This is a genomic window from Pseudomonas sp. JUb42, from assembly GCF_024807945.1.
Classification (GTDB): Bacteria; Pseudomonadota; Gammaproteobacteria; order Pseudomonadales; family Pseudomonadaceae; genus Aquipseudomonas.
Genome location: NZ_JANUFD010000022.1, coordinates 18538 through 32504, shown reverse-complemented (window position 1 = coordinate 32504; position 13967 = coordinate 18538). Strand labels below are relative to the sequence as shown.

At 60.6% G+C, this 13967-nt stretch carries 13 protein-coding genes and 1 pseudogene; 9 read left to right on the top strand and 5 right to left on the bottom strand.

Annotated elements, in window-relative coordinates; all coding sequences use genetic code 11:
- Window positions 1–87 precede the first annotated feature (87 nt).
- Window positions 88–1134 carry an AraC family transcriptional regulator gene (locus M2401_RS31865; RefSeq protein WP_259110269.1) on the bottom strand — a complete coding sequence of 349 codons (1047 nt, stop codon included), beginning with the start codon at window positions 1132–1134 and terminating at the stop codon, window positions 88–90.
- Between the two features lie 343 nt (window positions 1135–1477).
- On the opposite strand from M2401_RS31865, the gene eat reads away from it, so the two are divergent.
- The 3 genes from eat to eutC all read left to right on the top strand — a co-directional run bounded on the left by eat (window position 1478) and on the right by eutC (window position 5203).
- Entirely contained in the window at window positions 1478–2836 is a 1359-nt protein-coding gene (gene eat / locus M2401_RS31860) for an ethanolamine permease (RefSeq protein ID WP_259110267.1), read from the top strand.
- Window positions 2837–2995: 159 nt separating this feature from the next.
- Entirely contained in the window at window positions 2996–4387 is a 1392-nt protein-coding gene (locus M2401_RS31855; protein ID WP_259110265.1) for an ethanolamine ammonia-lyase subunit EutB, read from the top strand.
- A gap of 9 nt (window positions 4388–4396) precedes the next feature.
- On the top strand, window positions 4397–5203 hold the full coding sequence (eutC, locus tag M2401_RS31850) for an ethanolamine ammonia-lyase subunit EutC (protein ID WP_259110263.1): 807 nt from the start codon (window positions 4397–4399) through the stop codon (window positions 5201–5203).
- Window positions 5204–5966: 763 nt separating this feature from the next.
- On the opposite strand, the gene nadE is transcribed toward eutC, so the two are convergent.
- The 3 genes from nadE to M2401_RS31835 form a co-directional block, all read right to left on the bottom strand.
- Window positions 5967–6800 (bottom strand): ammonia-dependent NAD(+) synthetase, encoded by an 834-nt coding sequence (gene nadE, locus M2401_RS31845; RefSeq protein WP_259110260.1) that lies wholly within the window; start codon window positions 6798–6800, stop codon window positions 5967–5969.
- 221 nt (window positions 6801–7021) lie between these two features.
- Window positions 7022–8221, bottom strand: a complete 1200-nt coding sequence (gene pncB, locus M2401_RS31840) for a nicotinate phosphoribosyltransferase (RefSeq protein WP_259110258.1) — start codon at window positions 8219–8221, stop codon at window positions 7022–7024.
- Complete coding sequence (locus M2401_RS31835; protein WP_259110256.1) at window positions 8218–8868, bottom strand: nicotinamidase; 651 nt, start codon at window positions 8866–8868, stop codon at window positions 8218–8220. Before M2401_RS31835 ends, pncB begins: the two co-directional genes overlap by 4 nt.
- An 86-nt stretch (window positions 8869–8954) precedes the next feature.
- On the opposite strand from M2401_RS31835, the gene M2401_RS31830 reads away from it, so the two are divergent.
- The 3 genes from M2401_RS31830 to M2401_RS31820 are packed head-to-tail and all read left to right on the top strand — an operon-like array spanning window position 8955 to window position 10720.
- Window positions 8955–9560, top strand: coding sequence for an adenylyltransferase/cytidyltransferase family protein (locus tag M2401_RS31830; RefSeq protein ID WP_259110253.1), 606 nt, complete (start codon window positions 8955–8957; stop codon window positions 9558–9560).
- Entirely contained in the window at window positions 9557–10267 is a 711-nt protein-coding gene (locus tag M2401_RS31825) for an NUDIX hydrolase (protein ID WP_259110251.1), read from the top strand. Before M2401_RS31830 ends, M2401_RS31825 begins: the two co-directional genes overlap by 4 nt.
- Before the next feature lie 36 nt (window positions 10268–10303).
- On the top strand, window positions 10304–10720 hold the full coding sequence (locus M2401_RS31820; protein ID WP_259110392.1) for a GNAT family N-acetyltransferase: 417 nt from the start codon (window positions 10304–10306) through the stop codon (window positions 10718–10720).
- A 9-nt stretch (window positions 10721–10729) separates the two neighbouring features.
- On the opposite strand, the gene M2401_RS31815 is transcribed toward M2401_RS31820, so the two are convergent.
- Entirely contained in the window at window positions 10730–11107 is a 378-nt protein-coding gene (locus M2401_RS31815; RefSeq protein ID WP_259110249.1) for a cupin domain-containing protein, read from the bottom strand.
- Window positions 11108–11208: 101 nt separating this feature from the next.
- On the opposite strand from M2401_RS31815, the gene M2401_RS31810 reads away from it, so the two are divergent.
- From M2401_RS31810 to M2401_RS31805, 3 genes and pseudogenes are all read left to right on the top strand, one after another.
- Complete coding sequence (locus M2401_RS31810) at window positions 11209–12069, top strand: LysR family transcriptional regulator (RefSeq protein ID WP_259110248.1); 861 nt, start codon at window positions 11209–11211, stop codon at window positions 12067–12069.
- A 250-nt stretch (window positions 12070–12319) separates the two neighbouring features.
- Window positions 12320–12796: pseudogene (locus M2401_RS34870) on the top strand (MCP four helix bundle domain-containing protein); the annotation flags it as partial.
- A gap of 90 nt (window positions 12797–12886) precedes the next feature.
- A complete protein-coding gene (locus tag M2401_RS31805) occupies window positions 12887–13945 on the top strand; it encodes a methyl-accepting chemotaxis protein (RefSeq protein ID WP_409034017.1) in 1059 nt (352 codons plus the stop codon).
- Window positions 13946–13967 lie beyond the last annotated feature (22 nt).

The following is a 13967-nucleotide window of genomic DNA, read 5'->3' as shown; positions in this document are numbered from 1 at the left end:
GCCCGCGAAGGTGCCGTTAGAACCAGACATGTTGCTTATATTTGCTTCTTCGCGGGCGAGCCTCGCTCCAACGAAAACGGATTTAAATTAATCTAACGTTCGCCACTGCCGCGGACTCACCCCGAACCAGCGGCGGAACGCCCGGGAAAACGCGCTGGTTTCCGAGTAACCCAACACCAGCGCCAGCTCCGAAACGCTCAGGCGCTCCTGACGCAGATACCATAGCGCAGCCTCGCGACGCACTTCATCGACCAGTTGGCTGAAGCTCACCCCTTGATCGCGCAGGCGCCGTTGCAGGGACCATTCGCTGGTACTCACCTGCCGGGCGATTTCGTCCAGGGCCGGTTCGCCCAGATCAAGGCTGTTATGAATGGCCTGGCGGACGTGTTCGAGCAGGTCGCCGCCGCTGCTGGCACCGAGGCGGCGGATGGCGTCGTTGACCAGCATCAGCAGTACCGGATCGCGGCCCGGCATGTTCTTGCCGGCGATCTCGGCCTTGGGAATCAGGATCGAGTTGGCCGTCTGGGAGAAGTGCACCGAGGCCTGGAACAGGTCGCGGTGGACCTGGCCGTCCTCGGGGCGGTCATGTTCGAAGGTGACCTCGCGCGGGCCCCATTCATTGCCCAGTACATGGCGCAGCAGATTGGTGGCCATGCCCATGGTCAACTCAGCATCCTGACGCCGCTGCACGATGGCGCCATGGCGAATCTGGTAATGGAAGCGGTAGCACTCGCCTTCATCGAGCAACTGGATCGCGGTGCTGTGCTGATGGAAGGGGAAGGCCTGGGCGAAATTGACCAGGGCGTCTTCAAGGGTTTCCGAGCACAGGCCGACATAGCCCAGCAGGCCCAGGGCCTGCGGCTGGAATTGCTGGCCGTAGTGCAGGCCGAAGTTGTCGCAACCGGTCTGCCGGGCTGACTCCTCAAGCACTTCGCAATAGTTTGACAGGCACAGGCTCAAGGTCGGATGCAGCAGCTGTTCCTGTTGTATTCCCGCGCGGCCGAAGATCCGGTCCAGATCGCCGCCGAAGTCGGTGATGAACGCGCCCAGGCCGTTTGCCGCCGCCGACAGGACACCCTGATTGCTGGCAGGCTGTGTGCTCAGGGGCGGGGACGGGAAGATCGCGTGGGACATGGGAACAGTAGCCAAAGGAGAAACATGAAAAGTTTTCAAGCAAAACCTGTTCCGCTTTCATCTTGGCGTCTGCCAGAGCCATCGTTGGCACGCCTTGAAACATAGGGTTACTTGGCTACACCCTCACAGTCCCCGGACTTTGCGCATCTGCGGTCTTCGGTAGCAGTGTTCCCATACGGTGCACAGGCGTTCACTGAGCCTGTATTCGCGCCATCCCAGTGCATGGCCCGCCGAATTGACCGCGCATGACAACGACTGTCCTGCAACGTCAAGTCTTGCGCCGCAGGCTGTGGTTATCCTGAAAAACGAGCACATTCCGCCCGTTCGTCAAAGAGGCCACGCCATGACTGTTTCGCAACTCAAACCGACTTTGGGGACCCTGCATCTGTGGGGTATAGCCGTGGGCCTGGTGATTTCCGGGGAATACTTCGGCTGGAGCTACGGCTGGGGTACCGCCGGTACTCTGGGTTTCCTGGTGACCACGCTGATGGTCGCGGTGATGTATACCTGCTTTATCTTCAGCTTCACCGAAATGACCACCGCCATCCCCAACGCCGGTGGCCCGTTCGCCTACAGCCTGCGCGCCCTGGGTGTCGGCGGCGGCACCATCGCCGGCCTTGCGACCTTGATCGAGTTCGTCTTTGCGCCACCGGCCATTGCCATGGCCATCGGCTCGTACTTGCAAGTGCAGTTCCCGTGGATTGATCCACGCTGGGCGGCGGTAGGTGCTTATGTGGTGTTCATGAGCCTGAATATCGTCGGCGTCAGCATTGCCGCGACCTTCGAGCTGATTGTCACCGTATTGGCCGTGCTGGAACTGCTGGTGTTCATGGGCGTGGTTGCGCCAGCGTTCAGCTTCAGCAACTTCGCATTGGGCGGCTGGTCCGGTGCGGACACCTTCTCCATGGGCGCAGTGAGCGGTATTTTCGCAGCGATTCCTTTCGCCATCTGGTTCTTCCTGGCCATTGAAGGCGCCGCCATGGCCGCCGAAGAAGCCAAGGACCCCAAGCGCACGATTCCTCGTGCCTATATCAGCGGCATCCTCACTCTGGTGATCCTGGCCCTGGGTGTGATGGTTTTCGCTGGTGGTGTGGGCGACTGGCGCACTCTGTCCAATATCAACGATCCGCTGCCACAAGCCATGAAAGGCGTGGTGGGTGGTGATTCGAAATGGATGCACATGCTGGTCTGGATCGGTCTGTTCGGTCTGGTGGCGAGTTTCCACGGCATTATTCTCGGCTACTCGCGCCAGTTCTTTGCATTGGCCCGTGCCGGTTTCCTGCCAGCAGGCCTGGCCAAGCTGAACCGCTTCCAGACGCCGCACCGCGCCATTCTGGCCGGTGGTGTGGTGGGTATCGCGGCGATCTTCAGCGACGGCGTAGTCAACCTGCAGGGCATGAGCCTGACGGCAGCGATGATCACCATGTCGGTGTTCGGTGCCATCGTCATGTACATCGTCAGCATGATCAGCCTGTTCCGCCTGCGCAAAACCGAACCCAACCTGGAACGCACCTTCCGCGCCCCGGGCTATCCGATCGTGCCGGGTATCGCGCTGGTATTGGCGGTGGTTTGCCTGATCGCGATGATTTGGTTCAACCTGCTGATCTTCTCGGTGTTCCTTGGCCTGATGATTGTTGGCGCGTTGTTCTGCCGGTTCATTCGTAATCGTGACGGGCAGGTTGTGGCCGTAGCAGGCCAGTAAGGCAGAGGAGAGTTCAGTGGGAGCGAATTTATTCGCGAAGAGGTCGGTACATTCAGAATCGTCGTTGGCTGAAGTCCGCATTCGCGAATAAATTCGCTCCCACAATAATTCTGTTCCTTCAAACAGTGATGTGGCGTTGGATGAAAGAGGAGGTAGGTCATGAGCTTCATGCACACCGTCGGTGGCCAGACCTGGCGCTTCGACAGTCTGCGCCAGTTGCTGGCCAAGGCCAGCCCGGCGCGGTCCGGGGACTATCTGGCTGAGGTCGCTGCCGACAGCGATGCCGAGCGCGCCGCCGCGCAGATGGCCCTGGCCGACGTGCCGCTCAAACGCTTTCTCAACGAAGCGCTGATCCCCTACGAAGACGATGAAGTCACTCGCCTGATCATCGACACTCACGACGCCGCCGCCTTCGCCCCGGTCAGCCACTTGACCGTCGGCGGCTTTCGCGACTGGCTGCTCGGTGATGAAGCCGATGAAGCCAGCCTGCGTGCCCTGGCGCCAGGTCTGACCCCGGAAATGGCCGCCGCAGTGTCGAAGATCATGCGTGTGCAGGATCTGGTACTGGTCGCGCAAAAGATCCGCGTGGTCACCCGTTTCCGCAACACCGTAGGCCTGCGCGGACGCATGTCGACTCGCCTGCAACCCAACCATCCCACCGACGATCCGGCCGGCATTGCTGCCAGCCTGATGGATGGCCTGCTGTACGGCAACGGCGATGCCATGATCGGCATCAACCCGGCCACCGACAGCCTCAGCGCCATCAGCGAACTGCTGAAGATGCTCGACGGTGTGATCAATCACTACGGCATTCCCACCCAGTCCTGCGTGCTCACCCACGTCACCTCATCGGTGGCAGCCATCGAGCGTGGTGTGCCGTTGGACCTGGTGTTTCAGTCCATCGCCGGGACTCAGGCGGCCAACGCCAGTTTCGGTATCAGCCTGGAAATCCTCCGGGAAGGCTATGAAGCAGGGCTGAGCCTCAAGCGCGGTACCCTGGGCCAGAACCTGATGTATTTCGAAACCGGCCAGGGCAGTGCGCTGTCGGCCAACGCCCATCACAACGTCGATCAGCAGACCTGCGAGGCAAGGGCCTACGGCGTAGCGCGGCATTTTGATCCGTTCCTGGTCAATACCGTGGTCGGTTTTATCGGCCCGGAGTACCTGTACAACGGCAAGCAGATCATCCGCGCCGGGCTCGAAGACCACTTCTGCGGCAAGCTGCTGGGTGTGCCCATGGGCTGCGATATCTGCTACACCAACCATGCCGAAGCCGATCAGGACGACATGGACATGCTGCTGACGCTGCTCGGGGTGGCCGGGATCAATTTCATCATGGGTATTCCCGGCTCCGACGACATCATGCTCAACTACCAGACCACGTCTTTTCACGATGCGCTTTATGCGCGCAAGACTCTGGGCCTGCGCCCGGCGCCGGAGTTCGAGGCCTGGCTTGAACGCATGGACATCCTGCACCAGCGTGACGGTCAACTGCGCCTGGGCACCGGTGTTCCGCCATTGTTCAGCCAGGCCCTGGCGCAACTGAAGTAAGGACCCTCCATGAGCGACGAGAACCTCCCCGAACGTGGCGACCCCTGGCGCCAGCTGCGTGCCCTCACGCCGGCACGGATTGCCTTAGGCCGCGCCGGGACCAGTCTGCCGACTGCGGCGCAGTTGGACTTCCAGTATGCCCACGCTCAGGCCAGGGATGCCGTGCACCTGCCCATGGATGTCGCCGGGCTGAGCGAGCTGATCCATGCTCAGGGCCACGCCACCCAGGCGCTGCACAGCTCGGCGGCGGATCGCAATACCTACCTGCAACGTCCTGATCTGGGGCGGCGTCTGGATGCGGCTTCGGTGCAACAGCTCAAGGCACTCGATGGCAAAGGCTTCGATCTGTGTGTGGTGATCGCTGACGGTCTGTCGTCTCTGGCCGTGCAACGTCATGCGCCGCCGATGCTGCAACGCATCAGTGAACTGGCCGCCGCCGAGGGCTGGAGCCTGGCGCCCATCGCCGTGGTCGAGCAGGGCCGGGTGGCGGTGGCTGATGAAGTGGCGCAGCTGCTCGGTGCGCGCATGGTGGTGATCATGATTGGCGAACGCCCAGGCCTCAGCTCCCCGGACAGCCTCGGCCTGTACTTTACCTACGCGCCCAGGGTCGGCCTCAACGATGCCTCGCGCAACTGCATCTCCAACGTCCGCCTGGAAGGCCTGAGCTACGCCATGGCGGCGCACAAGTTGCTCTACCTGATGCGCGAGGCCTGGGTGCGGCAGTTGTCGGGAGTGAATCTGAAAGATGAGGCACAGATACCGTTGTTGGAAGGGGGTAGTGCGACGGGGCCGGGCAACTTTCTCTGTGGGAGTTAAATCGGCAGGGGCAAACGTGTTGGCGAGACGGAGTTTCTGGCACGCCGCCTCGCCAACACGTTGGCATCTACCTTGGTTTGCGTTGTTATAGAGGCAATACTTTTAACTAACAGCGCTTATGTTTATGTTTGCACTTTTTATCTTCGTTATGCGAACGCGGTGGCCAGTCATCAAAACTGGAGTGACCACATGAGTCGAAACCGGCGCTCCAGCCCCGGTGATACTCAGCCTGCAGTTGCGCTCTCGCATTGCTGTCCCGGTCGGTATAGGAACCGCCTCTGTGCCTGACCTCGCAGCCGTCATGCACGCCGTCGCTATAGGCGATCGAACGCGGCTTTATATCGAAAAAACTACAGCCATATATAGTAATACTTAACCCTATTGCCAATACCCACGACAGCGCACGCATTTCTGAATCCCTTGCAGAAAATACACAGGCGAATAATGTTTGGAAGTTTCAGCGGGCCATAAGGTGTCTGCGATACAACCCTCCGCAGGGCGCTGCATTGATAAAATAGGTTGGGGGCGATTTAAAGCAGAGAGGGGCGGAATGGGAGTTCTGAATTCCTTTGCAGAAGTTACAGAATCAGACCAAGGTGGCCAGGTACAAGTTCTTTGCGAAAATATAAATAGTTGGGCTATCGACATCTAGCCTACGCTGTGTATCGAACCTCGACTCAATGGTTGAAATGAGACCTGCGGGCCCGGCTGAAGCCGGGCCCGCAGGGGGGCCGCGTTTGTAGCGCTATATCCCAGGCTTGCCTCAGCTTGCTGGCACGATAGGCAATTCCCGCTTGTGCTTGGTTTTGTCGTAGGCGGCAACGATGATTCCATACGCCTCATCCGGCACTTTTTCACCCTGCAGGAAGCCATCGATCTGCGCGTAGCTGACGCCATGCACTTGTTCATCGGCAAGCCCCGGACGCAGGTCTTCAAGGTCGGCGGTCGGGGTTTTCTCGACCAGTATGGCCGGGGCGCCGAGTTCGGCGGCGATGCGTCGTACCTGGCCTTTGACCAGACCGCTCAAGGGCGCCAGGTCGCAGGCGCCGTCACCGAATTTGGTGAAGAAACCCATGACGGCTTCGGCTGCGTGATCCGTACCGATGACCAGCCCGTTGCGCGCGTTGGCCAGGGTGTATTGGGCGAGCATGCGCATGCGCGCCTTGGCATTGCCGAGGACGAAGTCGCGGCGGGCGTCGGTGAGTACGGCCAGCTCTGGCATGGCGCTGACCATGCCCGCGACCCCGGCGGCGATATTGACCGTGACCGTCTCGTCGGCGCTGACAAAGGCCAGCGCGGCCTGGGCGTCGGCTTCGTCGTGCTGGGTGTTGTAGGGCAGGCGCACGGCGAGGAACTGGTAAGCGGCATTGCCGGTTTCTTCACGCAGCTCCTGCACCGCCAGCTGCGCCAGACGCCCAGCGGTCGACGAATCGACACCGCCGCTGATGCCCAGCACCAGCGAGGTCATGCCGCTGTTGCTCAGGGTGTGTTTGATGAAGTCGATGCGTTTGCGGATCTCGGCCTGGACCTGGGTTGCGTCGGTGAACGGAGCGACAACGTCGAGGGCCTGGGCGATTTCGGTCTGGCGATTGTTCATGCGGGTTTCTCCTGGAAAGCGACATATAACGATCTGGGTGAAATGTTGTGTGGCAGCGAATTGTGAGAGCGAATTGTGGGAGCGAATTCATTCGCGAAGAGGCCAGCACATTCGATGCATCTTCTTGATCTGCAAGAGCGCTTTCGCGAATGAATTCGCCCCCACAGTTTTCCCTGGTCCCCTATGAGTTCATTCCCACAGTTCGCTCCCGCAGGGGCTTGCTATACAACCTGAAACACATGCTTGAGATAGGCCACGAAGTTCTCGTCGCGACATTGGGTCTTGCCGGGGCTGTCGGAGATCTTCGCCACCGGCGCACCGTTGCAGGCGGTCATCTTGATCACGATATTCATCGGTTCTACCCCTGGGATATCGCAGGTCAGGCGTGTGCCGATGCCGAAGCTGACATTGATCTGGCCACTGAGCTGGCGGTACAGCTCCAGGGCCTTGGGGAAGTCCAGGCCATCGGAGAACACCAGGGTCTTGCTCATCGGGTCGATGCCGAGTTTTTCGTAGTGCTGGATGGCCTTGTTGGCCCAGGTCAGCGGATCACCCGAGTCATGACGCAGGCCGTCGAACAGCTTGGCGAAGTACAGGTCGCAGTCCTTGAGGAAGGAATCCATGCCGATGCAGTCGGTCAGGGCGATCCCCAGCAGGCCGCGGTACTCCTTGACCCAGCATTCCAGCGCCGCCACCTGGCTGTCGATCAGCCGCGGGCCGAGTTGCTGGTGGGCCATGAACCATTCGTGGGCCATGGTGCCGATGGGCTTGAGGTCATATTCCCGGGCCAGGTGCACGTTGCTGGTGCCGACAAAACGGCCGGGAAAATCGCGCTTGAGGATATGCACCACTTCTTCCTGCACGCGGTACGAGAAGCGTCGCCGGGTACCAAAATCCGCCACCTGAAAACCGGCCAATTCCGTGGCCGAGGCTTCGCGCTTGAGCCTGTCGAGCTTTTCATACAGCCGCTCACCCACCTGCTCGATCACCACATCACGGTAGCGATAGCGGTTGCGCACCTCGGAGACGATCGCCAGCAGCGGGATCTCGTAGAGGATCACATGCAACCACGGACCGCGCAGCTTGATCGCCAGTTGCCCGGCGTCATCAATGCCGACATGCACGTAGCGCAGGTTGAAGCGAAACAGGCTGAGGAAGCGGATGAAGTCCGGCTTGATGAACGGGATCTTCTCCAGATAGGCAAGTTGGTCCTGAGTGATCGACACCTCGGCCAGGCGTTCGATCTGGAAGCGGATCTCGGCCAGGTAAGGGGTCAGGTCTTCGCTGTTGCGGCAACGAAACTCCCATTCCACTTCGGCGTTGGGGTAGTTGTGCAGCACCGCCTGCATCATGGTGATTTTGTAGAAATCGGTATCCAGCAGGTTCTGGATAATGGCCGGGCCAAATACGCTCTCGCTCATGATTGTGGTCCTTTGATCCGTTTGATAAAGGCATCGAGGGTGTCGAGGGTGTCGCAGAGGCGGATGTCGACATCGCTCATTTCAGAGATGGCTCTGGTTGCGCCCTCCTCGGAGATGGCCCGGCAGGCGGGCAGGTACAGCAGTACTTCGAAGCCGGCGGCACGCAGTTGCAGGGCGGTGGTCTTGACGCAGAAATCCAGGGCCAGGCCACCGACGATCACCGCTCCGACGCGCTGTACCTTGAGGTATTCGATGACCCCGGTGGAGCGCTTGTCGGCCAGGTCGTGGTAGCAGGCGCCGTAGGGGTGCATGTCCGGCTCGATACCTTTCCAGACGAAGAAGTCGTAGTCCACCGGGGCGGGCAGGCCGTCCAGCAATTCGAAGCCGGGCGTGCCGGGGACGCAGTGGCTGACCCAGGTCAGGTCGGCGTTGGCCAGGGCCAGGGGCTGCAACATCTCGGCATGGCTGGACACGACCCACGCGGCGTTGGGGGCGTGGGCGTCCTTGCTGCCCAGGCGCAGGCTGGCGCGGCTGGCCATTTCGTTGAGGGCCGGGGCAATCAGTTCGCCGCCGGCGACGGGCAATTCGGCGGGGACGTTGGCGGTAAAGCCGTTCTGGGCATCGACGTCAAAGCTGGCGATCTTCATGGCGGTGTCTCCTCGTTCGGGTCTGGACACATAATTCATCAGGTGTAATATGTATGTCAATACTTAATTTGATGAAGGATTAAAACGTGACTGGACATATTTTATCTGGTGAGCAAAATAAGGCGGTCAGTGAGGCGGTGGATTCGACAGCCGAATCGCCCCGCAGGTTTCGTCTGGCGGTCTACGGCGGCGCGTTCGACCCACTGCACAGCGGCCACGTCAGCGTCATCTTGCGTATGCTCGAATGCGCCGACAACCTGGTGATTGTGCCCAGCTATTGTCACGCCGACGGCAAGCGCATGGCCGACTTTGACCTGCGCTGCAGCTGGATCGACAAGCTGGTCGCGCGGCTTGGCTGTGAACGAGTCATCTGCTCGGCGTTGGAGAGAGAGCTGGGGCAGGGCGGCGCGGTGATCTACAGCTACGACCTGCTCTGTGCCCTTAGCGCGCGGTGGGGTGTGGCCCGCAGTGAGACCGCCCTGGTGATCGGCGAAGACAATCGTCAGCGGGTCGGTAGCTTTTATCGGGGGCATGAGCTGTTGCAGGAATTTGGCCTGCTGGTGGCTGATGAGCAATTGTCCGTGCACAGTTCGGCGATCCGCGCACTGGTGCGCCAGGGGCGCGCGGTACCGCCCGAATGGTGTCCACCGGAAGTCAGCAGGGATTTAATGGTTTATGGGAGTGCATATTGAGTAGCGTAGAAGTGTTGGCCAGTGTCGATATAGTCGCCCTGCGACTGGACCCGGAACACAAGGGACTGCAAGTGTTGCTGCACCTGCGTGACCGTGAACCCCATCAGGGTGAATGGGCCTTGCCGGGGGTGATCGTCAATGGCCGTACCCCGGACAATACCCTGGCCGCTGCCGCCGACCGCGCCCTGAGCGAGAAAGCTCAGGTCAGCCCGCAACATCTGGAGCAGGTCGGCACCGAGGGCAACGCTTTTCGCGACCCTCGGGGCTGGTCCATGAGCACCTATTACCTGGCACTGCTCAGCCCGCTGGCTGAAGCCGGTGGTGGGCAATTGCGCTTTGTCGATATCGGCGAAGTCATCAAGCGCCGCATCGTCCTGCCTTTCGATCACAATCTGTTGGTGCAACTGGCTTGCGAACGCCTGGCGTCCAAGGCGGTGTACAGCAACCTGCCGCTGTACCTGGCACCGGAGCGCTTCACCGTGCTTGATGCCCTGAATGCCGTGCAGGCTTGCCTGGGCTACGGGGTCAATAACACCTCGATCCGCAAGCGCCTGGAGCGCATGAAGGAAGAGGGCTGGGTGCAGGATACCGGCGACAAAAATCAACCGAAAATGGGCCGCCCGCAGCAGTTGTTCCTGCATACGCCGCGGTCCGATACGCCGTTTATGTTCGATCGCAGCCTGTTGCCCGAAGGCAGCGGCTCCTGAGATGAGGTTTGTGCCATGAGCTTTACCCTGCGCCCCATGACCACCGCCGACTACGACGCCGTACTGAGCCTGATGCAGCGTACGCCGGGGATTTCCATCCGCGATGCCGACTCCCGGGAGTCCACCGAACGCTACCTGGCGCGCAACCCCGGCCTGAGCTTCGTCGCCGTGGACGATCAGGCCCTGTGCGGCTGCCTGATGGCCGGCCACGACGGTCGGCGCGGTTATTTGCAACACCTGATCGTCTTGCCCGAATACCGCCGCCAGGGCATCGCCGGGGTGCTGGTGGAGCGATGCCTGAACGAACTGGCGGCCCTGGGCATTCACAAGAGCCATGTCGATGTGCTCAAGACCAATGACCTGGCCGCCGCTTATTGGGCGGCCCAGGGTTGGACCTTGCGCGAGGATATCGATCGCTATTCGGTGATCTGGTCGGGGTCGGCCAACGCCTGATTTTGGGCTTCAGCGACCGAGTTGCGCCTCAATCGGCACCGTCCGCGCCGTGACCTCACTGCCGGTATGCCTGGTGGTCATGGTCTCGATCAGCAGGATGCCGCATTCTTCGGCGGCCACCGGGTTGTGCCGGACCTTTTTCGGGATGGTGTAGAACTCGCCGGGGCGCAGGGTGATGTCGCGGTCTTCCAGTTCGATCTTCAGTTCGCCGTAGATCACCATGAAGGTCTCGTCTTCGTCGGCATGGTCATGCCACATCAGTTCGCCTTTGAGCTTGGCGACTTTGATGTACTGGTCATTGACCTGGCCGACCACCTTGGGGCTCCAGTAGTCGGTCAGACCTTGCAAGGCCTGGGCAATGTTGACGGGGTGATCGCTGGAAAACATGAGTGACTCCTCTCGGTTGAGCCATCACCCTAAACAAAGCACTTTCTTCTACATAACGAATGTTTATAGTGGCGCCATTAACGTTGCTAATGGGGTGAGTCGTGGCGCGGGATATCGATGTGGGCTTGCTTCGGGCATTCGTGGCGACGGCCCAAAGCGGCAGTATCACGGCGGCGGCGCGCCTGCTGCACCTGACCCAGGGCGGTATCAGCCAGCGCATCAAGCGCCTGGAAACCTTCTTTGACTGCGCGTTGATGGAGCGGGGCAATCAGGGCAGTCGCCTGACCGCGCGAGGCGAGATGCTGCTGCCCGAGGCCATTGCCTTTATCGGCGCCAATGACCGCCTGACATCACGACTCACCGGTGAGGCGGCAGTGGAGTTGGTCAGGATCGGCATACCTTATGACCTGGTGGGCACGCATTTCCCGCCGATCCTCACGGCGTTTACCGAGCAGTACCCGGACGTCGAAGTGTTTTTTGTCACCGGCTCATCGGTGGAATTGTCCCAGTCCCTGGAGAACGGCGAGGCCGACCTGATCGTGCGCGAGTGCGTGCTGGAAGAGTCCCGTGGCGAGCGCCTGGCCGTGGACCGGCTGCATTGGGTCGCCGGGCCTGGTGATGTGCATCTGCGCAGGCCTTTGCCTTTGAGTTTTGTCAGCCAGAGCTGCGTGTTTCGCCCGGCGGTGTATGACTCGCTGAAAGCGGCGGATATTGGCTGGAAGGTGCTGTACGACAACAACAGCATCGAAGCCACCGCCGCCACCGTGCGCAGCGACCTGGCCCTGACCACCTGGCTGGCGTCGGCCATGCCGGGGAACTTGCGGATACTGGGGGCGGAAGCCGGGTTGCCGGTGCTGCCGGATTTTGCCATTGAATTGCATATGGCGGCGGGGCCGTTGTCGGCGCCGGTGCAGGCGTTGGCAGTGTTGATTCGCCAGCATTATTGGCGTGACGTTATCTAACTAACTGATAAGTTAATTTAACTACCTGTGGGACCGGCTTTAGCCGGGAAGGCGCTTTTTCCGGCTAAAGCCGGTCCCACAGGGACAATAAGTCCAATAAGCGTATTGTCTGGCCGAACGCCGCGTTCTTGAGGGGTTTACGCTAAATCATTATTAAAGAATCTCGAACTAATGCCGATAAGAGAAAGTTCGTTCATTTCAACTAAAGCTCCAATCGACCATAACTTCAATATTCGATAAGGCTACCCTCATGTTTATTCGGCGCTTGAATATCGCACCCAGGGCGTTTTTCAGTTTTTCCCTGGTGGCCCTGCTGGTGGTGCTGCTGGGCCTGTTCGCCCTGGCCCAGATGAAGACCCTGCGCGGCGCGACGCGCATTGCCATGGATACCACGCTGCCGACCTATGCGGCCCTGGGCACCATTAACGACCGCATGTTGCGTTTGCGTATTACTTCGTTCCGTATTCTGGTCGACCGTGAAGATGCGCAATTGCGCAGCACTATCGCCCGCGCCGATGAACTGATCGGCCAACTCAAGGGTGGTCTGAAAGACTATGAAGCGCTGATCAACAGCGATGCCCAGCGCGCCCAGTATGAAAGTTTTCGCCAGGCGCTGGATGCCTATGTCGGTATTCACATGAAGTTGGTCCAGCTGTCCGGCACGGGCGATCTGGCTAACCTCAAAACGTTGCTCGGTGGTGATTACACCAAGTTGTCGGTAGAGCTGGGCGTGCAACTGGACAAGTTGATGAAGCTCAGTGGCAGCAGCGCCACGGCGTTTTCCGAGTTGTCGGAGCGTGAATATGCCTTTGCACAGATGGGCGTGATCGTTGCCCTGGTGCTGGCGGTCGTGTTGACCGGGGTACTGGCCATTCTGTTGACCCGCAGCATTGTTGCGCCGCTGTCCCAGGCGGTACGTGCCGCGGAAAACGTGGCTTCGGGTGATCTGACCCAGGATATCGAGGCCAACGGCAGCGACGAGCCGGCACGCCTGCTGGCCTCGCTCAGGACCATGCAGCAAAGCCTCAAACTGACCATCCAGAGCATTGCCGAATCCTCCGATCAGGTGGCGTCGGCGGCCCTGGAGCTGAACCGGGTGACCGAAGACTCCAACAAGGGCCTGCATCAGCAGAATCAGGAAATCGAGCAGGCGGCCACGGCGGTCAACGAAATGACCGCTGCCGTGGACGAGGTGGCGCGCAATGCCGTGGCCACTTCCGAAGCCTCCCGTGAATCGGATCGCACCGCCCGTGAAGGCCGCGAGCAGGTCAATCGTACGGTGGACTCCATCAGCGGCCTGGCCAATGACGTGCATGACACCGCTGACCACGTCCGCGAACTTGCCGAGAAGGTGCGTGGCATCAGCAATGTGCTGGATGTGATTCGCTCGGTGGCCGAGCAGACCAACCTGCTGGCGCTGAACGCTGCCATCGAGGCGGCGCGGGCCGGTGACGCCGGGCGTGGTTTTGCCGTGGTCGCCGATGAAGTGCGGGCCCTGGCCCATCGCACCCAGCAATCGACCCTGGAAATCGAGCAGATGATCGGCGGCATTCAGCAGGGCACCGATCAGGCCATGACCGCCATGCAGAACAGCAACGAGCGGGCCAATGTCACCCTGGAAATGGCGCGCACGGCGGGCCAGGCCTTGCAACAGATCACCGATGCCATCAGCCAGATCACCGAGCGCAACCTGGTGATCGCCAGCGCCTCGGAAGAGCAGGCTCAGGTCGCCCGGGAAGTGGACCGCAACCTGGTCAATATCCGCGATCTGGCCAAGCAGACCTCCGAAGGCGCGCACCAGACCAGCGATGCCGGCCAGCGCCTCTCCGGGCTTTCGGCCAACCTGCATGGCCTGATCAAGCGGTTCCGCGTCTGACAGACCACACGGGCGGGGCCCA